Origin of the sequence: Spirosoma luteum DSM 19990, from assembly GCF_000374065.1 — a bacterium.
Classification (GTDB): Bacteria; Bacteroidota; Bacteroidia; order Cytophagales; family Spirosomataceae; genus Spirosoma; species Spirosoma luteum.
In genome coordinates, this window is sequence record NZ_KB893245.1 from 710,999 (window position 1) to 733,631 (window position 22,633).

A 22,633-nucleotide genomic window follows, 5' to 3' on the forward strand; every position below is an offset into this window, starting at 1 on the left:
GCTAGGTATCCAGTAATGTCTGTAGAATTTTCTGCGCTGCTACCGAGATGACGGTTCCGGGGCCAAAAATCCCTTTTACGCCAGCATTGTATAGAAACTGATAATCCTGTGCGGGGATAACGCCCCCGGCGATAACCAGAATGTCACTGCGACCAATCTTCGCCAGCTCCTCAATGAGCTGCGGAACCAGGGTTTTATGACCAGCCGCCAGACTCGATACGCCTACGATATGGACATCATTCTCGGCGGCTTGCCGGGCCACTTCGGCCGGGGTTTGAAACAGGGGTCCCATATCAACATCGAAGCCCAGATCAGCAAAGCTCGTGGCAATTACTTTGGCACCCCGGTCGTGGCCATCCTGGCCCATCTTGGCCACCAAAATACGCGGCCTTCGTCCATCCAGTTCGGTAAAGCGGTCACTCATTTCGCGGGCAAGCCGGAAATTCTCATCGTCCGATACTTCGGCAGAATAGATGCCGGATACGGCCCGGATGGTGGCTTTGTGCCGACCGAATGCGTTTTCCATAGCGTCAGAAATTTCGCCCAGTGTAGCACGGTGGCGAGCCGCTTCTATGGCCAGGGCAAGGAGGTTGATACCGGGGCGATTGGGGTTCATGGCCGCTTTCGTAATGGCCGCTAATGCCTGTTCTACCTTTCCTTCGTCCCTGTTTTCCCGTACCATTTTCAGCCGTGCAAGCTGGCTCTCCCGAACGGCCTGATTGTCAATATCCAGTAATTCTATATCAGTTTCTTCATCCGGCTTGTACCGGTTTACGCCGACTATAATATCTTTTCCACCGTCGATTCGGGCCTGTTTGCGGGCTGCTGCCTCTTCAATACGCAGTTTGGGCAATCCCGTTTCAATGGCTTTGGTCATGCCGCCCAGTTGCTCTACTTCCTCAATGAGTAGCCAGGCTTTTTGGGCTAGTTCTTTCGTTAAAAACTCGACGTAGTACGAGCCTCCCCAGGGGTCGACGGCGCGGGTAACATCCGTTTCATGTTGCAGATACAATTGTGTATTCCGGGCAATTCGGGCCGAAAAATCAGTGGGCAGGGCAATGGCTTCGTCCAGTGAGTTGGTGTGCAGGCTTTGCGTGCCCCCCAGTACAGCTGCTAAGGCTTCTATCGTAGTGCGGGCTACGTTGTTGAACGGGTCCTGCTCCGTGAGGCTGTAGCCGGATGTTTGACAATGCGTCCGCAGCATTAACGACTTCGGACTTTTGGACGGTCGCGGTTCCCCGCCGGGACCGCTGCCGGCAAACTGCTGCACGATTTTCGCCCACAGTAACCGCCCGGCCCGTAGCTTGGCAATTTCCATGAAGTGATTCATACCAATACCCCAGAAAAAGGATAATCGCGGAGCAAAATCGTCGATGCCCATGCCCGCCCGCATACCCGTTCGGATGTATTCAAGCCCGTCGGCCAGCGTATAGGCCAGCTCCAGATGTGCTGTTGCGCCCGCTTCGTGCATGTGGTAGCCGCTGATACTGATGGAGTTGAATTTCGGCATATGCTGGCTGGTGTAGGCGAAAATATCCCCCACAATCCGCATACTCGGCTCCGGCGGGTAGATGTAGGTATTCCGCACCATAAACTCCTTCAAAATATCGTTTTGAATCGTGCCCGATAGTTTCTCCGGCGGAACACCCTGTTCTTCGGCGGCTACGATGTAAAAGGCCATAATGGGTAATACGGCCCCGTTCATGGTCATACTCACCGACATTTCGTCCAGCGGAATCTGGTCGAACAGAATCTTCATATCCTCCACCGTGTCGATGGCCACGCCCGCCTTACCCACATCGCCCACTACACGCGGATGGTCGGAGTCGTAACCCCGATGAGTAGCCAGGTCGAAGGCGACCGATAACCCTTTTTGTCCGGCGGCCAGATTACGCCGGTAAAAGGCGTTCGATTCTTCGGCGGTGGAAAATCCCGCGTACTGACGAATCGTCCAGGGGCGCTGCGTATACATGCTGGCATACGGCCCGCGCAGATAAGGCGGAATGCCAGCCTGAGACGCAACGTATTGCCGGTCCGCTGGCGCGGTTGCTACGTCGGCAACAGTAAAACGAGGTTTTAATTTGATTCCTTCCGACGTGGTAAAGTGCTTGCCAGGTACAGGTAATTCCGGGCCCTGTACTTGTTGAGTTGGTATATTGGTGAAGTCAGGGCGCATAGTCAGGTGGGTCGATGATAAAGAGGTTGAGCGGTTCGCTGAATTTCATCTTTTAGTTTTTGGTTGCTGAGCGAATCCCAGTGCAACACATCGAAGAAAAAGGGCATAGGGCTATCTTCTTCCAGTACGAAATGAATATGGCTGACGGTTTCGCGTTTTACATCCGGACCAACCAGAGCCAAATCGACATCGGAACCGGGCTGATTTTTGCCTTTCGCCCGCGACCCATACAGCCAGACCTGCTCAATATCGGGGTGTTGCTGGAACAGACTGGTCATGTAAAGCAGGTCGGTAGCGCGCAGTCCAAAGTTCATCGTTTGCTGAGCAATACAGTGTTTAACTCCATTAATAAGGGTAGGTAGGTTGTGGACACGACTTCCAGAATCTCACGACTTTCTGCTTCATCATACACATGCGTTAATGCATTGCGTCTGTCTAACATTTGTATCCATGTATAGCCATCGATCAATAAACCGTCCTGAACAGCCTGCTTTAGTACAGGCCGTGGTCCTTTAACATCTGTGTAGCCAGCTTGTTGGGCAAGATAATCCTGTAATGTTTTCCAGGCCAGTTCAAACGTGAACTCAAATCGTTGAATAGCCCCGTCTTTCTCCAGCTCGTTCAGGTTGGGGTACAAGGCCAAACCGCTCGATAACTGGGTTAACGCTTTTTGATAAAAATCATGCCTTTCCTGCCAACGCTTCGCCATAGGTGTAGAAATCAGTTTTTCATTTACTCAAATTCCTCCGCCAGTCGGCGATTGGGAAGTGTAGTGGTGTCGTTTTGGGTAGTTTTCCCGGGTTTGCTGAGTGCATCCGTGCTATCATCCGACCGGTACTTCGTCACGCCAACCAGTACTTTTCCATTTTGTACGGCTGCTAGTTTAACCTGATAGGATCGGTCAATTTCCCGTTGAATAAAGCCATCAGCCATTGCCTGTTTGTAGCCTCCTCGTTTTTCAACAGCCAGAAACAACGCCCAGGCCGATTCTACCAACTCATGCGTCAGGGTTTCAATGTAATAAGACCCGGCCGAAGGGTCGGCGACTTTATCCAGATGGCTTTCTTCCCGCAGCAGTACGGATATATTCCGGGCAATACGCTCACCGAAAGCCCGGTCCGGTATTTGACCCGAAACAGCATTATACGGGTGAATGGTTAGTGCATCACAGCCGCCCATCACTGCTGCCATGGCCTCGGTTGTTGACCGTAGCAGATTAGTGTATGGAGACGCGACCGCATCGTAAAAGGTTGACGTTTGGGCGTGGATCTGGAATGATGAATCGGCCCGCCCATTCGGCTGAATGGGTCCGCCGACTTGGCTAAATGATGGTTGATAAGCACCAACAAACCGCAGGCATAATACGCGCAAGGCGCGGAGTTTGGCGATTTCCATGAAATAACTCGTCCCGACAGAAACGGACAGCATTGTTTTGGCAACGAGCTGGTCAATTGATAAGCCATCATCCGTGAGCGTATCGTAGGCATCGGTCAGCATGGCCAGCGTAAAAGCCAGCTCCTGCGTAGCCGTAGCCCCGGCATTGTGGAACGCGTGACCGCTGATGCAAATAGTCCGAAACAGGGGTGAATCGGCCGTTTGGCGGGTAACATCGGCTATCTGATCGTTTACAGCCGTCAGTAAACCACCTTTGAATTGGTAGGGCGCAATGGTCTTTAATGCCTGCACAAAATCAGCGGTGTTGACCGGCTGCTGACCGGCATTGAACCGAAAAAAAACGGGGGTTTCACTCAGTTTAATTCCATTCAATAAAAGGGAGAGGTCGGGCATGGTGGCCAGCGTGAGTACCAACGCATCAGCTCCGCGAGTGAGTGCATCCCGAAGGGTTACATTATCGGCTTTTTCATTAGTAATCAAGTACTCCGGTGCGTTTAGCCACCCTGGTATTTGCTTTTGCGCCGTCTGTAGGTTGGTTAGCGGTAGTGTGTTCAGATCATCGGCCGTATAGTATGGTTCCAGCGTAAACGCTCCATCCGCTTGCCAGCGCATTCGCTCAAAGGCGTCTGCGTCTCTTGCTTCTTTCTGAACCTGCGTTATCCAGTCTGCCTTACTGGAAGTGGGGAAGAGAGACGAGAAAAGTGGTTCCATTGGATACGGTTGGGATGATAGGGTGGTAAATGTACTCTTTTTCTCTTTTCGGGGGAAAAGTACGTGCCTTGCAGCATGGATGCTGTCCTGATTGCATTATTCAAAGGGATTTAATTTGAGCCTTGACGTTCCGATGGATTGGCGTAATTTTAGCTTAACATTGGAAGACAGCCTACGGTTTTTTACAAAAAACGTGATAATTCCGGTGTGGACGGGTCAAATATTATCCTCATATTTGTCTCCCTTTTTTACGACCCCAACCGTAATGAAAATGTCTCCCCGTGAATATAATCTCTCAGACCGGCATGCAGCGTGAAATAACGACGGTGTGGAATCGCTGTCTGAACGTTATCCGGGAGATTGTACCCGAACAGAGCTTCAACACCTGGTTTGAGCCAATCGTACCCCTGAAACTCAATGGTCATGTTCTGACGATTCAGGTTCCGAGCGAATTTTTCTACGAATGGCTGGAAGAAAACTTTGTTCATGCCCTCCGTAAAGCCCTCGATACCGCTATTGGCCCCAACGGGCAGCTGGAGTACTCGATTATTGTTGATAAAGGCAATGAAAAAAACCGTCCGCTCACGGTAAACATACCAACAACCAAATCCACCCAGACTTCCAAACCCGATAATGTTAGTCCTGATCTGGTTAAGAGTCCGTTTATTTTCAAAGACCTTGATTCGCTCACGCTCGATTCGTACCTGAATCCGAGTTATACATTCGATAATTACGTGGAGGGCGACTGCAACCGGCTGGCCCGGTCGGCGGGGTACGCCGTGGCAGAGCGGCCGGGTATTACGTCGTTCAACCCGCTTATGGTATATGGGGGGGTCGGGCTGGGCAAAACACACCTGGTGCAGGCGATTGGTAACTATATCAAGAATAACAACCAGAATAAATTCGTCCTGTACGTTACGTCCGAGAAGTTCACGAACCAGTTTCTCAATGCCGTTCGGTCAGACGGTATTCGCGACTTTACGTCCTTTTACATGCAGGTGGATGTACTAGTGATTGACGATGTGCAGTTTTTGCAAAAAAAGGAAAAAACGCAGGAAATCTTCTTCCATATCTTCAACCACCTTCACCAATCGGGGAAGCAGATCATTATGACGTCCGACCGCGCTCCCCGCGCGCTGGATGGCCTGGAAGACCGGCTGCTGTCGCGGTTCAAATGGGGGCTTTCCGCTGATTTACAAACGCCTGACCTCGAAACGCGGATTGCTATTATCCAGAAAAAACTCCAGGCAGAAGGCATTTATATCGAGAACAACGTTATCGAATACCTGGCTCATAGCGTCAATACCAACGTTCGGGAACTGGAGGGGGTCATCGTGTCATTAATGGCGCAGGCATCGCTGAACCGGCGGGATATTGACCTTGAGCTAGCCAAGCACACGCTGCGAAATATCGTAGTCGATTCGGAACGGGAAGTCACCATCGATACGGTACAGGAAGCCGTAGCCGATTTCTTCAATGTATCGATTGCAGACCTGAAAGCTAAAAGCCGCAAACGGGAACTGGTACATCCCCGGCAGATTGCTATGTACCTGGCCAAGGAAAAAACGGATTTATCGCTCAAATCGATTGGCTATCATTTTGGCGGACGTGACCACAGCACCGTCATTCATGCGGTACAGACTATCAGTGATTTAGTGGCTAAAAATGCCGAAACCCGCGCGGCTGTCGACAAATTGAAAGCACTGTTTAAGTAGGCTTTACACCCAAAGTCCGGTGCCTGTTCCCAGCCATCTTGTCCCTCAGCTTATTCCCCGCTCTCAACTCGACCTCAGGTCGTGGGATGCGTGCGTAGCGGCTTCGCTCGAGCCGGTACTGTACGCCTATTCGTGGTATCTGGACGCGGTGTTGCCCGCACCTATGTGGAAGTGGGCGGGTATGGTGTTGCTGGATGAAACCGGGAAGTATCAGGCGGTGATGCCCGTTCCGTTACGTCGGAAAACGATTGCGGGAATACCGTACGCATGGGTTGTACACCAGCCGTTTTTTTGCCAGTTTCTAGGCGTTTTCAGCCGCAATAGCCAGGTTGACGAAGCCCCTTTTTTTCAGCAGGTACTAAAGCGATTCCGGTACGGCTCCCTGCTCTGTATGTGGCAGAAACCCAATGAACGCTTCCCGTTCGATGCCGTCTATTCCGGCTCGACTCACACTCTTGACCTTTCTATTGATTATCCACGCATCTATCGGCACTATTCAACTGACCGCAAGGCCAGTCTGCGTCGGGCCATCAGGGCGAACTGGACAGTAGTCGAATCTTCCGATATAGAACCGTTATTGACTTTATTCAAGGATAACCATGCCCAAACGATTGACGGGGGAGTGGCAGACTGGGCTTATACTATTTTGAGAAACTTAACTGGCGAGCTGGTAAAACGGGGGCTGGTAACGCTACGGTACACGCTCCACAATGGCCAAATTGAGGCTGGGGCGTTGTTTGTGCAGGAGGGAGGTCGACTCATCTACCTATTCAATGCGGCCTCGGAAGCGGGTAGGCGCGGAAATGCCCGGACGCTATTGATTGACCAGCTAGTGAAGGAAAAATCCGGACAACGGCTCGTTCTTGATTTTGAAAGTCCGGCAAAACAACCTATCCGCGCTTTCTACCAGAGCTTCGGTGCCGTTGCGGTACCTTTGTGGACAATGCGCTGGAACCGCCTTAACCCGGTAGAAAGAGCACTTATAAAAGTGAGAAGCTGGCTGACTGCCTACTATCAGTAAAACTTCAGCGGTTGCTTCAATCCGCCGTTATTTCTCAAATCCATTACCATGGCCCCAACCCAGAAATCAACTTCTACTTTAACGGGGACTTTGTTGACATCGTCGGAAACAAAAATACGAATGGATTCTTCTTCCTTGAAGAGTGCATTGCCCGGGGGCAAAACAGGGTTCAGTTTAATGACGTTAATCTTGCCAAATTTAGTCTTGACAACGTCTTTACCCCTAAACCGGACTTTCATGTTGTAAACGGTATCATCGTAAAAAGCGGGTACTTCGATGACCTGCCCATTACTGACGTGGCTAAAATCAATGGTTCTCAGAAAGTAATAACCACTAATCAGGTCATGGACGTTATCAGGCACCTTAAAAACGCCCTTCTCCTTCCGTTCTTCCGCCTTCACGGTATTGGTTGCGTGGTTAAACGTAACGTTCTCTTCTTTCCGGTACTTGTTCTCCTGAAGGCTGGTATAAAATTTCTGCGGCAGAATAGCCGACGTATCGATATAAGATCGCCAGGTGTCCCGAATGCGGGTAACGAGGTCAAAGGCACCCAGCGTTCGGGCATCTACATTGACCCGGTAGCAGGGTCGCTCATTTACCTTGTATAGGGATGGACTAACGTCAATAATGGCTTCGGCCGCATTGATAAAGCCGTAGTGAACCCGGTATTCAAGGTGCTCTCCCGGCCCGAAACTATTATTGACTACGCGCCGATAACTGTTCAAGGCGATGAAACCTGTACATAGGAAGAATGCAATACTGATGCCTATTATAACCTTTTTCATAAGAACAGCCGCCCACCTGTCGGGCTGCGTTTATAAGGATGGATACGTTTCTTTGAGGTACGTGAGGTACCGCTTAAAATTGCTTCCAAACCGGTTTTTAAATTCCTGCCGAAACCTGTTTTGTTGCTTCCGGTAGGTAAGATACCCAATAAAATACGCATTATTGGGTAGGTTTAGTTTGCTAATCCGTCGTTTTTTTACTGAACGTACGGCAGTTGTAATCCGCTGATCGGTTAATGTATCCGACGAATCAACGATTTGCCGAATGGTTTTCCACTTCAATGAATCTTTGACAACCAGGGGCGTTTTGGGTTTAAACGAGTGATACAAACTATCCAGTAATCGGGTTCCATGCAGGATATGTTCATCATAGCGTTCGTAGAACGCTTTTGTAGCGAGATAGTTTGTGTATTGAGCCGTGTTCGTGCCGTACTTCCAGGCCAGAAACCGCAGCGCTCCATACTCCCCTACGAAGTCGGCCAGGTTTTCGTTGTACTCCAGATTGTCTTTTATAAACAGCGTACCATGCGTTAGTTCATGAATGATTAACTCGGCTAAACTCCCTTCTGACCGATCAAGAAAACTGGACAGGATTGGATCATGCAGAAAGCCTAACGTCGACCAGGCCGAAACCTCCCCAATCCGGGTATCCAACCCTTCCCTTTTCAACTCGGCTACCAGCGTGTCGGCTTTGTCTTTCTCGAAAAAACCTTTGTACGAGAATGTGCCGATTATGGGAAAATGCCACTTTCTGGCAATCAATTCATAAGGCTCCGAAGCCGTAATGACCCATAAAATTGGCTTCCCATGCTGGTTGTAAAATGACTCATAACTTCCCGACGGTTCTAATCCGAGCGAATCTACAGAAAAACGCTTTATTTCTCGGATTAGTTCTATTTTTTTCTTCAGCGAATCGGGGTAAGCCGGGTCAGCCAGTACCTCATTGACGGGTTGGGTATTCCACAAAATACGCAGTTGCCCCCGCGCCTGCATCCAGCCATAACTCACTAACTCCCGCTGCCAGAGGGCCAATGCCACCAGCATCACGACAAGAACAAGACCTATTTTTTTAAGCATGGATTGGAACGAATGGCCGGAAAATGTGCTTGCTTTGGAACAGGAAGGATAGAGCGCAAAACGTGTTTTTGGCCTCGAATTTATCGATTAATTCAGTGCCTGATAAACCCCAATACGGAACTTCCTGACAAAATCGCTGTAGTAGGCGTACGGATGGACGTTGGTAAAAATAAGCAGGATGAGTTCTTCTTTTGGATCGATGGTAAATTCGGAGCAATACATGCCGCCCCAGGTGTAGGAACCGGGCGTTGCCAGATCGCCATAATGCGAATTCTCCGTGATCAACTGGAAACCAAGTCCGAATTTATCTTTCCGGTCCCAGACTTCAGCCGTGCCAATCTGGTTACGAAGCATCATGTCCACCGTTTTTCGGCTAATGATCCGGTGGTTATTGAACATGCCGCCATTGAGCATCATCTGGCAAAAACGGGCGTAGTTTTCCGCCGAGCTAACCAGTCCGGCCCCGCCCGAAAAGTACGTTCTGGCACCCGAAGTAGCGAAGTTTCGATAGTCGCTGTTGGTGTGCAGCGTGAGGGAGTTGTCCATACGCTCTTTGCTGTATAGTTCAACCAGACGGCTGGCTTTCGTAGCGGGTAGATAAAAATGGGTATCCAACATGACGAGTGGTTCCAGCACCCGCTCCCGCATGGCCACATCGAAGGGTTTGCCGGATAATATTTCAATCAACCGCCCAATAATATCGATGTTGAGACCATAGGTGAAGCCCACACCCGTTGAGTCCGGTTCGCCTGGGTCTCGCAGGAGGGGGCGCGTGGCGAGTTTGTTTATGACATCTTCAAGTTTATCCGGCGCGGTGGAATTAAAGAAGGGTACTTTGAACTCAGGCCGCTGGTCGAGTGGATGCTCGTACGGAATGCCCGCGTTGTGGCTCAGGAGTTGGCGGATGGTGATTTCACTTTTGGCCGGGCGGGTTTCGTAACTACCCCCCACCGGGTCTTTTTTGTCGTAGCGAACCAGCACCTTTGGGTTTTTAAAGGCCGGGATGTATTTCGAGATAGGTTCATCGAGCAGGAATTTCTCTTCCTCAAACAGCGTCATCAGCGTCACCGTTGTAATTGCTTTCGACTGCGACGCAATGCGGTACAAATCATCCCGTTTCAAGGGCGTTCTCTTCGCCATGTTGCTGTACCCAAACGCTTTGTAATGCACGATTTTGCCCCGGTGTGCCACAAACGTAACCGCATTAGGGGCAATATCCTTATCGATTAACCCCTGTAGCCAATTGTCCAGGCGTGTCAACCGCTCGGCTGAAAAACCAGCTTCTGCGGGTGATTTAGCCGTTGCAAATGCTTGAGGAAGCGGCTGAGCGCGAAGTGTGTAGGTAACTAACAGGAAGAGGAGTAGGCGCATTGGAATAGACGTTAGTGCATGAACAGACAGGCTGGAAATTTATACCATCAACTCCCGAACGGCCAGCCAGCTCATCAGGCCCGCGCCGGTTTCCAGGGCGGCTTCATCAATGTCGAAGGTAGGGGTATGAACACCGGAAATGATGCCCCGCGATTCATTGCGGGTGCCCAGCCGATAAAAACAGGAATCGACTACCTGCGAGTAAAAGGCAAAATCTTCGCCCGCCATCCACAAGTCCAGGTCAACCACGTTGTCGGCACCCATGTACTCAACAGCCTGGGCCCGTATACGCCGGGTTAGTTCGGGATGGTTTTTTAGGAATGGGTAGCCATTTACGATGGTAAATTCGCAGGAGCCACCCATGGCTTCGGCTATACCTTCGGCCAGTTTTACCATGCGCCGTTGCCCTTCGGCCCGCCATCCTTCATTCATGCACCGGAACGTGCCCTGAATAGTCACTTCATTCGGAATGACATTCGTTACGCCATCGGCAATGAACCGCCCGAACGACAGCACCGACGGGCTGGCCGGGGGGCGGTTCCGACTAATAATCTGTTGCAGGGCTACGATGATGTGCGACGCAATCAGGACCGGGTCAACCAGGTTATCAGGCATGGCGGCATGACCCCCTTTACCCCGAACGGTGAGGTAAAGCTCATCCGTACTGGCCATGTACATACCCTCGCGAAAGCCGATTTTACCCACCGGGATATTAGGCGCCACGTGCTGCCCAATCATGCTGGCGGGTGTCGGATTTTCCAGTACGCCTTCCTTAATCATCAGGGAAGCACCACCGGGGGCTTTCTCTTCGCCCGGCTGAAAGACCAGTTTTACAGTGCCATCGAACTGGTCGCGCAACACGTGAAGAATACGCGCAACGCCGAGCAAACTGGCCGTATGGGCATCGTGTCCGCAGGCGTGCATAACGCCCTCCACGGTCGATTTGTAGGGTACGTTATTTGCTTCGTGAATGGGTAGGGCGTCCATATCGGCCCGAAGGGCGATAACGCGGCTGGATGGATTTCTGCCTTCAATTAGGGCGGTCAGGCCTGTGTCCGCTACACCTTCCTGGGGCGTTATCCCAATGGCTTTCAACTGGTCGGCCACGAAACGGGCGGTGTTCCGTTCCTGAAATGACAGTTCCGGGTGCGCGTGCAGGTGACGGCGGGTGTTAACAATGTCGGCCGCATATTGATGGGCCAGTGATTTAATGGAGTCGAGCATATGAATCAGGGGCAACAGTAGCTGACCCATTTAAACAGTGATACTGAGAATGGCAACACCGGCGTTTTGCCGTTATTGCGATGTAATAAATTGGTAATCGTTGATAACCGTCTGCAAAAACATCCGGTCATCGAGTGTAGTGGTAAGCCCCGTTACAGCCTTTATTTTCTCGGCGGTTCGCTGTAGTGTGTCGGCACTATTTTGCTGGATAACCGCCCGGATAACTGCCATGTCACGGTCGGAGAGTAGCCGGACATCGGGAAATTGAACGGTATAGTTTTCAGCCTGCGGCTGGATGAGCACATCGTCCAGAGAAACGGCGGGCTTCAGCCGTACTACCGATGTGCCAGCCGCCAGGTCACCCAGGCGCTGTCCTTTTCCGTTGGCGGCTATGGTGATAATGGGTACGATGCCACCCAGAAAAGCGGCTGATTCGATAATACGAAACACCCACCGCAGTAAATAAGCTCCCAATCCCGGCTGGGAACCATCCAGCATAACGACTCGTGTATTCATGGCAAGCTTACCCACACTTTGCCCATTCAGCAGCCACTCGCTGGCCAGGTCGTAAAAAACCACCGGCAGCATGACCAGAATAGTGTAGAAGGTGTTGGGGCGAAACCCCATCGAACTGGGCAGGGCCAGTACCAGAATAAACCAGCCGAACAGAACCAGGTAGTCGAGCATAGTGCCCAGAATCCGTTCGCCCAGACTGGCGGGTTCGTATTCCAGCAGAACATTCTGGGAGGTGCGGATGGCAACGGACATGTGGTATTGATACTCGGCTACTTGTAGCGGTTACTGAATTGAGATATTCGTCAAAAATAACACCCTTTCTTTGGTTCTTTATGCAGAAATGACCAATTTTCAGCATCTGGCTATCCGCCACTGACGCCAAATCGTTCCTCATGCGCGAAGCCCTTTTTGTAAAACGAAACGCCGACAAGTGGCGTGATATCGAACAGAATCCCAGCCGCGACCCCGATGAGTTGACGAATCGCTTCGTGGAACTGACGGATGATTTATCGTACGCCCGCACCTTCTATCCCGATTCCAGCGTAACGCGCTACCTGAACGGGCTGGCCGGTCAGATGCACCGGGGCCTGATGCAGAACCGACGCGACGACCGGGGCCGGGTGCGTACGTTCTGGTTTTATGAGTTGCCCCTGCTGTTTAAACAGTCGCACCGGTTGCTGGCTCTGTCGGCCGGTATTTTTCTGGCTGCCTGTATCCTGGGATGGGTGTCGGCGGCCCACGATAACACCTTTGTCCGGCTGATTCTGGGTGATGGTTACGTAAATATGACACTCGAAAACATCAGGAAGGGCGACCCCTTAGGTGTGTACAACAGCCGCGACCAGGCCAGCATGTTTGTGCATATTACCCTGAACAACATCTACGTCGCTTTCCGGACGTTCGTTTTCGGGCTGTTTGCCTCGTTCGGTACCATGGCGATGCTGTTCTACAACGGTGTGATGCTGGGCGCATTTCAACACTTCTTCCATGAGCGCGGTCTGTTGCTGGAGTCGGTACTGAAAATCTGGATTCACGGCACGCTCGAAATATCGGCCATCGTTATTGCCGGTTGCGCGGGCCTGACGGTAGGAAACAGTCTCTTGTTTCCGGGAACCTACTCCCGGCTTGAGTCTTTCAAGCGGGGCATGAAGCAGGGACTCAAAATTGCCATTGGCCTGGTGCCCATTTTCATTATGGCTGGATTTCTGGAAAGTTTTGTTACCCGACTGACCCTGCCCCCCCTCATCAGCGGGTTGATTATCCTGGTGTCCGCCACGTTTATCAGCTGGTATTTTGTTGTTTACCCTATTCGACTAAACCGAAAACTCCAACATGATTCAACTGTATCAACAACGTGATTTTGGCGACAAGATTAACGTTACTTTTCAGTACATCACCCAGAATTTCCGAAGCCTAAGCTTATCGCTGCTGTATATTGTAGGGCCTGTAGCCCTGGTGGCCGGTATCGCTTCGGGTATCCTGCAATCCAACTTATTCGACCTGGCCAGGTCATCCGGCGATACCGACTCCAGTTCAGACCCGACGGCCGTTTTTCGGATGATGCAGAATGTGTTTTCGCCTGCTTTTGCAATTGCCGGCCTGTTCAGTTTGCTGGCGATTCTGGTGGTTAGCCTGGCTACGTACGCGCACATGAAAGTGTATAGCCGCAAAACAGGGCAGCGTCTGGACACCAGCCTGGAGCCAGTTCCAATCAGCGTTGCCGAAGTGTGGGAAGAGATGCAGGCCCACATTAGCCGGGCAATCGTTGTTAGTGTACTCAGTTCCATTGTCACGGTAGTAGCCACCTTCTTTTTTGTCCTTCCGGGTATTTACGTAGGTATCGTTCTTTCGCTGGCAATGGCCATTGTCGTTTTTGAAAGTACCGATTTTAGCCAGACCTGGAATCGCTGTTTTACGCTTATCCGGGATAAGTGGTGGTCTACTTTTGGCCTGCTCATCGTGATGGGTATCTTATCAGGGCTGTTGGGCCTCGTTTTTACCCTGCCTGCGGGTGTTATCAGCTTTTTGATTGGCTCAAAACTGTTGCCCGATGTGGGTGGATTCTGGGTCGTGGTGGGCAATGTGCTGGCTACGGTTGGAGGTACTTTACTGCGTTCCATCATTTACATCGCATTGGGCTTCCAGTACACGAATCTGGTAGAGCGGCAGGAAGGTCGGGGACTTCTTTCCGCCATCGACGCTATCGGTACCAACCCCGGGCAACCCCGGTCATCGGATGAAGAAACGTATTAATACCGGGTTGGCTTTGCGTCGGGCATATCTGGTACTGAGCCTGCTGTGGCTGGTAGCGATGGTGGTGCCTGTCTCATTAGCGCAGTCGCCCCCGGCAAAAGCATCGCCGGTCAGTCGTGACGATCGGGCACCCATCCGCACCCGCTATCCGGAAGCCCAACACCTGCGCGATTTACAAACCGACCACAATTATCAGTATGGGCGCAATGCACCCCCGCCTGAGAATCCGGTGGCCCGTTTCTTTGCGTGGCTTTTTCGGAAATTAGACCAGTTTCTGCGGAGTAAAGCGTACGAAAATGTTTGGCAGTACGTGATTTTAGCCGCCGTTGCCGGGCTGGCAATTTATTTACTTGCGAAAGCGGAAGTACTGGGATTCCTGTTTCCTCAAAAAGCGCAGGCCACCGGTATGGACTATGAAAATCTAACCGAAGATATTCAGGAAATCAATTTCGATGCGGCCGTCGATGAAGCTGTTGCCGTACGAAACTTCCGGCTGGCTGTTCGGCTGCTTTACCTGCAAACACTTAAGCAACTGACCAACGCGGGCCACATTGCTTATAAACCCGATAAAACCAACCGGCAATACGTGCAGGAGTTGGTAAACACGGCGTTACAGCCCGCTTTTGAGAAACTGACGCGCCGGTTTGAGTTTGTCTGGTACGGTGATTTTCCGGTGGATAATGGTCAATTTACCACCATACGGGACGAGTTTAGGCAGTTTAGCGTCAGCGCAGATTCAGTGAGTAAGTCACATTTGTATAGTAATCAACGCTCATAGTTTATATCAGCGGTTTAGTGAAAAAAGTATGGCCAATTCCAGTAGATAATACTTACCGCGTTTGCCGACGAAGCGGGCTGATTTCATTTGACCAAACCCCGTTTTTCGATATATTGCCACTTACTATACCGCGTAGCCGATTTTGCCGAAACCCAATAAATACTTCCTTATTCTGCTGACAACGGTGGTGGCCTATATGCTCTTCGAGCACTACCGCCCGAAGCCCATCAGCTGGCAGGCTACGTATAAGAACAGCGATAAAATCCCATTCGGTACCCAGGCATTGTTTGAGTTGCTGCCCGACCTAATGCAAGAATCGACTGTGGAGTCGGTGCGTTTACCAGCGTACAATTTTCTGTCCGAAACAAAATTACCCGCCCGTAGCAACTACCTGTTTATAAATCAGGGGTTTAGTCCCGATAAAAACGATTTAAAGCCGCTGTTGACCTACGTTTGGCGGGGAAATAACGTTTTCATTTCGGCTTATTCTCTTCCCGATACGCTGGAGAAAGTACTGGGTTTCGAGGCTGATGAGAGAGAGTCTGCCAAAGCAGATACTACGCTTCGCCAGAATTTCACTAACCCGCAGCTACGCACGCCAGAAGGGTACAATTTCGTTCACGACGATGGCCGAAATTACCTTAAGTTAAAAGACACGCAACGTATAACCGTGTTGGGGCGTAACGCCCGGAAGGAGCCTGTTTTTATTCGGGTTCAGTACGGGAAAGGGCAGTTTTTTGTGCATAACATACCCCTGGCTTTTACCAATTATTACGTGCTCGACGCTAAAACGTCGGACTATTCTTTTAAAGCCCTTTCGTATTTGCCCGCTTTGCCCACGTATTGGGATGAATACCAGAAACAGGGGCGGTTTGACGAGGACCAGCAGTCTATTTTCCGGTACATTCGCTCACAACCGTCCTTAAACTGGGCGTATTATCTGGTTGTGTTCGGCTTGATTTTGTATGCCATCTTCGCCGGAAAGCGCACCCAGCGTATTATTCCTGTCCTCGAATCACCCAAAAATACCTCACTGGACTTCGTGAAGAACGTAGGTCGACTGTATTTTCAGCGGGGTGACCACGACAACATGGCCCGGAAAAAAATCCAGTATTTCCTGGCCGATATCCGTGAACGATACGGATTGGATACTACCATGCTGGACAATCAGTTTGCGGTAACGCTGGCCCAAAAAAGTGGCGCTTCTCCCGATGAAGCAATCCAGTTGGTACGACTCCTGCGCGATGCCCAGCGTAGTATCTCGCTCTCCGAATTTGATTTGCTGACCCTCAACCGGGCCATTGAAAACGTTAAACATGAAATGGTCTGAGGACCCTATCCAGACGCCTTATATGGAAAATTTTGATACCCGATTAGACCTGACCGCGCTTACTACTTCCGTTGATGCCATCCGTGCTGAAATCGGTAAAGTTATTGTTGGCCAACAACAAACCGTCGACTTACTACTCACTGCGTTGCTGGCCGATGGGCACGTGCTCATTGAGGGTGTACCGGGCGTTGCCAAAACGCTCATGGCTAAGTTGCTCGCCAAAACGTTGTCGGTGGGCTTCAGTCGTATTCAGTTCACCCCCGATCTGATGCCCTCTGATGTGCTGGGTACGTCGGTATTTCAACCCAAAACGGGCGATTTTACCTTTCGGCAGGGCCCCGTTTTTTCTAATCTTGTCCTGATTGATGAGATTAACCGGGCACCGGCCAAAACGCAGGCGGCCCTGTTTGAAGTAATGGAGGAACGGCAGGTTACGAATGATGGCACAACCTACACGCTCGCTAATCCATTTATGGTACTGGCTACCCAGAACCCCATTGAGCAGGAGGGCACGTACCGATTACCCGAAGCCCAGTTGGACCGTTTTCTGTTTAAAATCGTCATTGGTTACCCGGTTGGTGATGAGGAAATTGCTATTCTGCGCGGGCATCACCAGCGCCGGAACCTTGCCGATGCCCTCGATGCGATAGACGCTGTTTTAACTGCCGACCAGTTGGCCTCTCTGCGTGGGCAGGTGCACCAGGTACACGTGGAAGATAAATTGTTCGACTATATAGCACAGATCGTACAGGCTACCCGGGCCAACAAATCGTTGTATCTGGGCGCGTCACCCCGCGCTTCGGTAGCCTTGCTGAACAGTGCCAAAGCCCTGGCTACTCTCCGGGGCCGCGACTTTATCACCCCTGAAGACGTACGGGAACTAGCCCCGTCCGTCCTGCGCCATCGTATCCTGCTAACTCCCGAACGCGAAATGGAAGGCGGTACCGCCGATGAAGTTATCGCACAACTGGTACAGAAAGTTGACGTGCCGAGATGACCGACGATTTTATTCGGGTATTCGAAGATGAAAGCTCAGGAGGGTACGTAGATGTACATGAACAGCACAATGGTCCGGAGCGAAGTTTGAATGTTGAAACAGCCATTGTACTAGCTCAGTTTGGTTACCAGTTACTTCTATTGCCGGTTATTGATGAACCTGGTGTAAAAAATCCTGACGCATTTCTCGTCAATGAAAAAAAACTCATCGAATTTAAGCACAATACTACTCCTACCCCGTCAGCTATTGATAACGAAATTCGGGATGCACACCGGCAGGCTGAAACGGTCTTGATTCATATCCAGAGTACGATTAAGGCGGGTAATCTACTTAATGGGGTCAAGGGAAGAGTACGGCGTAGTCAAAATATTAAAGCGATATGGCTTATTTGGCAGAGTCGGTTGTTTATATTTTCACGGGAACAGGTGTTTGACGGAACGATAGATCATAAAATACAATGAGGTGTCACGGAACGACCGTAACACCTCAAGGCGGGGTCGAGGCTTGCACCCCAACCAATTTAAATGTACTACAAAAATCTACAATCTAAAGTTTCCGATTGTGAAAACAGGTAAGCATCATCCTAAATGAAATTCCTTGGCCCCCTTTTCGTCGCTACGCGCCTGTGGTTGAGCCTGGTAGTTATGGTGTTGCTCTTTGTGGCGGCATACGCTTTTCCGGCGCTGTTTCCGTCAGTGCGGCTACTCTTCGTTGGCTTCGTCAGCCTGATTGTGCTGGATGCCTGGCTGTTGTTTGGGATGGCCAGAAAGCAACCCGGTCTGGCTTTTTTTGCCCGTCGGGACGTGCCCGACCGGTTATCCAACGGGGATGAAAATCCAATCACGATCTATCTGGAGAACCGGTATTCATTCCGGGCCGATGTCGAGGTTGTCGACGAAATTCCGTTTCAATTCCAGCGTCGGGATGTGCTGTTCCGTGCCCGACTGGCATCCCACGCAACGCAGGCTATCCGGTACGAACTTCGTCCTACCAAACGGGGCGAGTATAGTTTTGGAGCCGTTAACGTATTTGTTTTATCACCGCTGGGATTACTGAAACGCCGTTTTCAGTACGAGCAGGGGAAAATGGTGGGGGTGTATCCGTCGTTTTTGCAGATGCGTCAGTATGAATTACTGGCGTCTACCAACCGATTGAATGAGGTAGGAGTGAAACGCATCCGGCGCATTGGGCACAGCATGGAATTTGAACAGGTTCGTCCGTACAATACCGGCGATGATGTGCGGACAATCAACTGGAAAGCTACCTCACGCCGGGCCGATGCCCAGGGTGCATCGCTGATGATTAATGCGTATCAGGACGAACGCTCCCAGCCAGTGTATTGCCTGATTGACAAAGGCCGTGTGATGCAGTCGCCGTTTGAGGGACTGACCCTGCTCGACTATGCCATTAATGCTAGTCTGGTACTAAGCAATATTGCCTTATTGAAGCAGGACCGGGCTGGTATCCTGACTTTCTCCGACCGTATTGGCCAACTGCTGCCCGCCGACCGTCGGGCGGGACATATGCTGAAAATTCTGGAACTGCTGTACCGGCAGAAGACCCGCTTTCTGGAAACGGATTACGAAAGTCTGTACGTTAGGGTGAAAGCTCATATCCGTCAGCGGAGTTTACTGCTCCTGTTCACGAATTTTGAAACGGTAGGCGCTATGCAACGGCAACTGCCGTACCTGCGTCGACTGGCCAAAGACCACCTATTGCTGGTCATTTTCTTCGAGAACACCGAACTGCGAAGTTTACTCGATAAACCCGCTACGGATACCGAGCAGATTTACCTGAAAACCATTGGCGAAAAATTCACGTTCGAGAAAAGGCAAATTGTAAAGGAGTTAAGCCTGTACGGTATTCAAACCATCCTGACTGCTCCGCAGAATCTAACCGCCGATACGATAAATAAGTACCTGGAACTGAAAGCGCGGGGTATGATTTAATTATCGCCCAGGTTACCTTTCACTGATTCGTAATTGGATTTCAGCTTCCCCATTTCTTTGGTCAGAAACGTTTGTAACTGCCGGTTAAATTCAGGCTTTTCCTCATCCGGGAGCAAGGTATACAGGTCTTTCAGCTCCTGATTGATAGCGGACCGTTCGGCATCATTGGCTGCGTTGATGGAGCGATAATGATAACTTCGGAAATCGTATTGGGTCATCGGACAATTATTCTTCTTCGGGTAGGTTAGCAAAAATTTCAGTGAGTGGAATGTCAAAACCATCGATAGAAACGGGTTCATCCGGTTGATTGTACAGCGTTTCGGTCCAGACATTGGCCTTTTCGGTCCGGCGGCAAATAATTAACTCACGGGCTATTGGGTCAACGAATACGATTTCCTGTACGGTCTCCATTTCTTCGTACCTCCGTCTCTTAGCCCCCAAATCGTAGCTAAGTGTTGATTCGGAAAGGATTTCTACAATCAGGTAGGGGTTGGTAATGATGGAGCGTGATTTATCCTGATAGATAGGCTTCCCTTTGATAACCACTAAATCACCGTTGTAATGTCTCCGTTTGCCGTCTTTACGAATCCCGGTATTGCTGCCTGCTACGTAAAATAGCCTCCCCAAATAGTAGCCAGTCAATAGATAAGCCAATCGAGTGACTAAAATTTCATGAATAAGTTTTGCTAGCCCTATTACAATAATCTGCCCATCATGGTACTCAACGCGGAAGTCGGTTTCGGTTAGAAAATCCTCAAACTCCTCCCAGGATGCCGAAATTTCTACTAATTCTCCAGCCTCAAGCGTTTCTACCTGTTTGTCCGTCAGCCGTACTTTCTCTATAGCCTGCATACGTCCGTTTGCTTTTTAGTAAAGATACAGCAACCTAATACAAAGCAAAAGGCCCTTTCGCTCTGAAAGGGCCTTTTATTCGGGTTTTATCTTTTACGATTTCATCAGGTCCCGCTCCGCTTTCATGCGTTGCCGTTCAATCCGTCCCGATACCACAATGCTCACTTCGTAAAGCAGCACAAGGGGTACGGCTACCAGTACCTGACTGTAAATATCCGGCGAGGGCGTGATGATACCAGCCACGACCAGAATAACCACCCAGGCATGCTTGCGGTACGATTTCATAAAGGCAGGGGTCAAAACCCCAACTTTCGATAGTACGTAGGCAATCATGGGCATCTGGAAAATCAGGGCGCAGCCCAAAGAGAGCGTTACCAGAATACCGATGTAGGAGGTTATGTCGAATTGATTCTTAATCTCGGGGGTAATCTGGAAATTGGCCAGAAAATTGATCGCTAACGGCGACACGATATAGTACCCAAACATCAACCCCATTACAAACAGTAAAGACACAAAGAATACAGCACCACGCGCAGCCTGTTTCTCTACGTTCCGCAAACCGGGCTTGATAAACCGCCATACTTCCCAGAATGCGTATGGAAACGCAAAACAGAGACCGATAATGGCCGAGGAGGTCATAGCCATGGTGAACTGGTCTGACATTCCCAGCGATTGTAACTCAAAGTTGAGTTCTTTCACGCAGAGGTCACTGTACCCCGAAATCTCGGAGAGCTTACACATCATCCTATACGTCCAGAAATCAGGATGTTTGGGGGCCAGAATTACTTTGTCGAAAATCTCCCTGTTGTAAACAAAGGCAATAATGGCAAACACAAAAATGGAGCCAACGGCCCGAATAATGTGCCAGCGAAGTTCTTCCAGATGGTCCAGAAAGGACATCTCCTTCCCTTCTTCATCTATCACTACTTCCTCTTCGTTGTCGTCAGTCAGTTGGTCAAGTGGCATCTTTTGATGTAGAATGATTGACTGATTGAGTGATTGAATAGCTGACACATCAAACTATTCAATCACTCAATCAGTCTAAATTAGCCTTTATAGAGCGGAAATGCTTTCATCCACTCGTTGATTTCTTCTTTAACGCTCAACAGAACCGTTTCGTTATCGTGATTCATGAGCACCTTGTCGATATATACGGCGATTTGTTCCATGTCCGATTCTTTCAAACCGCGCGTTGTCATAGCCGCCGTCCCCACACGCATACCAGAGGTTACCATGGGCGATTTGTCATCGAATGGCACCATATTTTTATTGATGGTAATATCTGCTTTAATCAGTGTGTTCTCTGCCAGCTTACCCGTTAGCCGGGAGGCCGTACCCCCTTTAGACCGAAGGTCAATCAGCATCAGGTGGTTATCCGTACCATCCGAAATGATTTTATAACCCCGGTTCAGGAAAGCAGTAGCCATTGCCTGCGCATTAGCTTTCACCTGAACAGCGTAATCGTAGAAATCATCCGTCAGTGCCTCACCAAACCCAACTGCTTTAGCCGCAATGATGTGCTCCAATGGCCCACCCTGCGTACCCGGGAACACCCCCGAATCCAGCAACGACGACATTAACCGGGTTTCGCCCTTTTGCGTTTTGATGCCGAACGGATTCTCAAAATCATTCCGCATCATGATGATGCCCCCCCGTGAACCACGCAGGGTTTTGTGCGTTGTGGTCGTTACAATGTGGGCGTGAGCAAGCGGGTCATTCAGCAACCCTTTCGCAATCAACCCCGCCGGGTGCGATACGTCGGCCAGTAGTAACGCGCCAATGCTATCGGCAATATCACGAAGGCGGGCATAGTCCCAGTCGCGGCTGTAGGCGGAAGCACCGCAGATAAGTAGTTTTGGGCGTTCGCGTTTGGCCGTTTCTTCCACTACATCGTAGTTGATAACACCCGTTTCGCGCTCTACGCCGTAAAATGTCGGACGGAAATATTTACCGGAAATATTCACGGGCGAGCCGTGCGTTAAGTGGCCGCCGTGCGACAAATCGAAGCCCAGAATGGTATCGCCTGGTTTCAGGCAGGCCAAAAAAACCGCCGTGTTAGCATTAGCGCCGGAGTGAGGCTGCACGTTCACCCAGGTGGCTCCGAAGAGTTCTTTGGCCCGGTCGATGGCAAGCTGTTCAATTTGGTCAACCACTTCGCAGCCACCGTAATACCGCTTGCCGGGAAGCCCCTCTGCGTATTTGTTCGTCAATACACTACCAGCCGCTTCCATAACGGCGGGCGATACAAAATTTTCGGAAGCAATCAGTTCAATACCCGACTCCTGACGATGCTGCTCTTTGGCAATCAGGTCAAAAATCTGTGTGTCGCGGGTAGTAATCGTATCGGTCGTCATAATCAATTGGCTAAAAGCAACTATTGGCTATACAAAAGTACGGCTTAATCCGATACGTGTGGTAGCTTTTCGATGATGTCTGCAACGGAAGCGTACAGAATAACAACGGGCCACGCCGGATGGATCGCG

22 protein-coding genes are annotated in these 22,633 nt (G+C 50.5%); 9 read left to right on the plus strand and 13 right to left on the minus strand.

The genetic code is table 11. The annotated features are described in order from the left end of the window. Nucleotide 1: 1 nt before the first annotated feature. From scpA to B156_RS0102925, 4 genes are read right to left on the minus strand one after another with little or no spacing between them, the layout of a single operon-like run. The gene (gene scpA, locus B156_RS0102910; protein ID WP_018618122.1) at nucleotides 2–2,176 is read right to left on the minus strand and encodes a methylmalonyl-CoA mutase; all 2,175 of its coding nucleotides are present in this window, start codon (nucleotides 2,174–2,176) and stop codon (nucleotides 2–4) included. A 2-nt stretch (nucleotides 2,177–2,178) separates the two neighbouring features. Beyond that, on the minus strand, nucleotides 2,179–2,490 hold the full coding sequence (locus B156_RS0102915; protein WP_018618124.1) for a nucleotidyltransferase family protein: 312 nt from the start codon (nucleotides 2,488–2,490) through the stop codon (nucleotides 2,179–2,181). Continuing rightward, nucleotides 2,487–2,885: a nucleotidyltransferase substrate binding protein gene (locus tag B156_RS0102920; RefSeq protein WP_018618126.1), complete on the minus strand. Its 399-nt coding sequence runs from the start codon at nucleotides 2,883–2,885 to the stop codon at nucleotides 2,487–2,489. The genes B156_RS0102915 and B156_RS0102920 overlap by 4 nt, the downstream gene beginning before the upstream one ends. A 23-nt stretch (nucleotides 2,886–2,908) precedes the next feature. After that, nucleotides 2,909–4,282 carry a methylmalonyl-CoA mutase family protein gene (locus tag B156_RS0102925; protein WP_026260556.1) on the minus strand — a complete coding sequence of 458 codons (1,374 nt, stop codon included), beginning with the start codon at nucleotides 4,280–4,282 and terminating at the stop codon, nucleotides 2,909–2,911. Nucleotides 4,283–4,587: 305 nt separating this feature from the next. Here B156_RS0102925 and dnaA point away from each other — a divergent pair, with 305 nt between their 5' ends. Together dnaA and B156_RS0102935 are read left to right on the plus strand one after the other, a co-directional pair. Beyond that, nucleotides 4,588–5,997 (plus strand): chromosomal replication initiator protein DnaA, encoded by a 1,410-nt coding sequence (dnaA, locus tag B156_RS0102930; RefSeq protein ID WP_018618130.1) that lies wholly within the window; start codon nucleotides 4,588–4,590, stop codon nucleotides 5,995–5,997. Nucleotides 5,998–6,016: 19 nt separating this feature from the next. After that, nucleotides 6,017–7,018, plus strand: coding sequence for a GNAT family N-acetyltransferase (locus B156_RS0102935; RefSeq protein ID WP_245563674.1), 1,002 nt, complete (start codon nucleotides 6,017–6,019; stop codon nucleotides 7,016–7,018). Here B156_RS0102935 and B156_RS0102940 read toward each other — a convergent pair. From B156_RS0102940 to B156_RS0102960, 5 genes are all read right to left on the minus strand, one after another. Next, entirely contained in the window at nucleotides 7,012–7,803 is a 792-nt protein-coding gene (locus tag B156_RS0102940; RefSeq protein ID WP_018618133.1) for a DUF3108 domain-containing protein, read from the minus strand. The genes B156_RS0102935 and B156_RS0102940 overlap by 7 nt on opposite strands. Before the next feature lie 30 nt (nucleotides 7,804–7,833). Continuing rightward, nucleotides 7,834–8,880: an aminopeptidase gene (locus B156_RS0102945; protein WP_026260557.1), complete on the minus strand. Its 1,047-nt coding sequence runs from the start codon at nucleotides 8,878–8,880 to the stop codon at nucleotides 7,834–7,836. A gap of 87 nt (nucleotides 8,881–8,967) precedes the next feature. Next, entirely contained in the window at nucleotides 8,968–10,251 is a 1,284-nt protein-coding gene (locus B156_RS0102950; RefSeq protein ID WP_018618135.1) for a serine hydrolase domain-containing protein, read from the minus strand. A 39-nt stretch (nucleotides 10,252–10,290) separates the two neighbouring features. Continuing rightward, the gene (locus tag B156_RS0102955; RefSeq protein ID WP_026260558.1) at nucleotides 10,291–11,475 is read right to left on the minus strand and encodes a M20 metallopeptidase family protein; all 1,185 of its coding nucleotides are present in this window, start codon (nucleotides 11,473–11,475) and stop codon (nucleotides 10,291–10,293) included. Between the two features lie 72 nt (nucleotides 11,476–11,547). Next, complete coding sequence (locus tag B156_RS0102960) at nucleotides 11,548–12,243, minus strand: RDD family protein (RefSeq protein WP_018618138.1); 696 nt, start codon at nucleotides 12,241–12,243, stop codon at nucleotides 11,548–11,550. A gap of 140 nt (nucleotides 12,244–12,383) precedes the next feature. Here B156_RS0102960 and B156_RS0102965 point away from each other — a divergent pair, with 140 nt between their 5' ends. From B156_RS0102965 to B156_RS0102995, 7 genes are all read left to right on the plus strand, one after another. Beyond that, nucleotides 12,384–13,349: a stage II sporulation protein M gene (locus B156_RS0102965; RefSeq protein ID WP_018618139.1), complete on the plus strand. Its 966-nt coding sequence runs from the start codon at nucleotides 12,384–12,386 to the stop codon at nucleotides 13,347–13,349. Further along, nucleotides 13,324–14,244, plus strand: a complete 921-nt coding sequence (locus B156_RS0102970) for a hypothetical protein (protein ID WP_018618140.1) — start codon at nucleotides 13,324–13,326, stop codon at nucleotides 14,242–14,244. Before B156_RS0102965 ends, B156_RS0102970 begins: the two co-directional genes overlap by 26 nt. Then, on the plus strand, nucleotides 14,228–15,022 hold the full coding sequence (locus B156_RS0102975; RefSeq protein ID WP_018618141.1) for a DUF4129 domain-containing protein: 795 nt from the start codon (nucleotides 14,228–14,230) through the stop codon (nucleotides 15,020–15,022). Before B156_RS0102970 ends, B156_RS0102975 begins: the two co-directional genes overlap by 17 nt. Nucleotides 15,023–15,164: 142 nt before the next feature. Beyond that, the gene (locus B156_RS0102980; protein ID WP_018618142.1) at nucleotides 15,165–16,352 is read left to right on the plus strand and encodes a DUF4350 domain-containing protein; all 1,188 of its coding nucleotides are present in this window, start codon (nucleotides 15,165–15,167) and stop codon (nucleotides 16,350–16,352) included. A gap of 22 nt (nucleotides 16,353–16,374) precedes the next feature. After that, nucleotides 16,375–17,349, plus strand: coding sequence for an AAA family ATPase (locus B156_RS0102985; protein ID WP_018618143.1), 975 nt, complete (start codon nucleotides 16,375–16,377; stop codon nucleotides 17,347–17,349). Further along, nucleotides 17,346–17,810, plus strand: coding sequence for a hypothetical protein (locus tag B156_RS0102990; protein WP_018618144.1), 465 nt, complete (start codon nucleotides 17,346–17,348; stop codon nucleotides 17,808–17,810). Before B156_RS0102985 ends, B156_RS0102990 begins: the two co-directional genes overlap by 4 nt. A 126-nt stretch (nucleotides 17,811–17,936) precedes the next feature. After that, on the plus strand, nucleotides 17,937–19,298 hold the full coding sequence (locus B156_RS0102995; protein WP_018618145.1) for a DUF58 domain-containing protein: 1,362 nt from the start codon (nucleotides 17,937–17,939) through the stop codon (nucleotides 19,296–19,298). Here B156_RS0102995 and B156_RS0103000 read toward each other — a convergent pair. The 4 genes from B156_RS0103000 to B156_RS0103015 all read right to left on the minus strand — a co-directional run bounded on the left by B156_RS0103000 (nucleotide 19,295) and on the right by B156_RS0103015 (nucleotide 22,504). After that, complete coding sequence (locus tag B156_RS0103000; protein WP_018618146.1) at nucleotides 19,295–19,516, minus strand: hypothetical protein; 222 nt, start codon at nucleotides 19,514–19,516, stop codon at nucleotides 19,295–19,297. The genes B156_RS0102995 and B156_RS0103000 overlap by 4 nt on opposite strands. Before the next feature lie 7 nt (nucleotides 19,517–19,523). Continuing rightward, the gene (locus tag B156_RS0103005; protein ID WP_018618147.1) at nucleotides 19,524–20,150 is read right to left on the minus strand and encodes a Uma2 family endonuclease; all 627 of its coding nucleotides are present in this window, start codon (nucleotides 20,148–20,150) and stop codon (nucleotides 19,524–19,526) included. 93 nt (nucleotides 20,151–20,243) lie between these two features. Then, nucleotides 20,244–21,116 (minus strand): twin-arginine translocase subunit TatC, encoded by an 873-nt coding sequence (gene tatC, locus B156_RS0103010; protein WP_018618148.1) that lies wholly within the window; start codon nucleotides 21,114–21,116, stop codon nucleotides 20,244–20,246. A gap of 80 nt (nucleotides 21,117–21,196) precedes the next feature. After that, the gene (locus tag B156_RS0103015; RefSeq protein WP_018618149.1) at nucleotides 21,197–22,504 is read right to left on the minus strand and encodes a serine hydroxymethyltransferase; all 1,308 of its coding nucleotides are present in this window, start codon (nucleotides 22,502–22,504) and stop codon (nucleotides 21,197–21,199) included. Nucleotides 22,505–22,633: the final 129 nt, after the last annotated feature.

Excerpts from the sequence above, each read along its gene's own strand:
- scpA (WP_018618122.1), bottom strand. The coding sequence starts at position 2,176 with ATGCGCCCTGACTTCACCAATATACCAACTCAACAAGTACAGGGCCCG.
- B156_RS0102915 (WP_018618124.1), bottom strand. The coding sequence starts at position 2,490 with ATGAACTTTGGACTGCGCGCTACCGACCTGCTTTACATGACCAGTCTG.
- B156_RS0102920 (WP_018618126.1), bottom strand. The coding sequence starts at position 2,885 with ATGGCGAAGCGTTGGCAGGAAAGGCATGATTTTTATCAAAAAGCGTTA.
- B156_RS0102925 (WP_026260556.1), bottom strand. The coding sequence starts at position 4,282 with ATGGAACCACTTTTCTCGTCTCTCTTCCCCACTTCCAGTAAGGCAGAC.
- dnaA (WP_018618130.1), top strand. The coding sequence starts at position 4,588 with ATGCAGCGTGAAATAACGACGGTGTGGAATCGCTGTCTGAACGTTATC.
- B156_RS0102940 (WP_018618133.1), bottom strand. The coding sequence starts at position 7,803 with ATGAAAAAGGTTATAATAGGCATCAGTATTGCATTCTTCCTATGTACA.
- B156_RS0102945 (WP_026260557.1), bottom strand. The coding sequence starts at position 8,880 with ATGCTTAAAAAAATAGGTCTTGTTCTTGTCGTGATGCTGGTGGCATTG.
- B156_RS0102950 (WP_018618135.1), bottom strand. The coding sequence starts at position 10,251 with ATGCGCCTACTCCTCTTCCTGTTAGTTACCTACACACTTCGCGCTCAG.
- B156_RS0102955 (WP_026260558.1), bottom strand. The coding sequence starts at position 11,475 with ATGCTCGACTCCATTAAATCACTGGCCCATCAATATGCGGCCGACATT.
- B156_RS0102960 (WP_018618138.1), bottom strand. The coding sequence starts at position 12,243 with ATGTCCGTTGCCATCCGCACCTCCCAGAATGTTCTGCTGGAATACGAA.
- B156_RS0102965 (WP_018618139.1), top strand. The coding sequence starts at position 12,384 with ATGCGCGAAGCCCTTTTTGTAAAACGAAACGCCGACAAGTGGCGTGAT.
- B156_RS0102970 (WP_018618140.1), top strand. The coding sequence starts at position 13,324 with ATGATTCAACTGTATCAACAACGTGATTTTGGCGACAAGATTAACGTT.
- B156_RS0102975 (WP_018618141.1), top strand. The coding sequence starts at position 14,228 with ATGAAGAAACGTATTAATACCGGGTTGGCTTTGCGTCGGGCATATCTG.
- B156_RS0102985 (WP_018618143.1), top strand. The coding sequence starts at position 16,375 with ATGGAAAATTTTGATACCCGATTAGACCTGACCGCGCTTACTACTTCC.
- B156_RS0102990 (WP_018618144.1), top strand. The coding sequence starts at position 17,346 with ATGACCGACGATTTTATTCGGGTATTCGAAGATGAAAGCTCAGGAGGG.
- B156_RS0102995 (WP_018618145.1), top strand. The coding sequence starts at position 17,937 with ATGAAATTCCTTGGCCCCCTTTTCGTCGCTACGCGCCTGTGGTTGAGC.
- B156_RS0103000 (WP_018618146.1), bottom strand. The coding sequence starts at position 19,516 with ATGACCCAATACGATTTCCGAAGTTATCATTATCGCTCCATCAACGCA.
- B156_RS0103005 (WP_018618147.1), bottom strand. The coding sequence starts at position 20,150 with ATGCAGGCTATAGAGAAAGTACGGCTGACGGACAAACAGGTAGAAACG.
- tatC (WP_018618148.1), bottom strand. The coding sequence starts at position 21,116 with ATGCCACTTGACCAACTGACTGACGACAACGAAGAGGAAGTAGTGATA.
- B156_RS0103015 (WP_018618149.1), bottom strand. The coding sequence starts at position 22,504 with ATGACGACCGATACGATTACTACCCGCGACACACAGATTTTTGACCTG.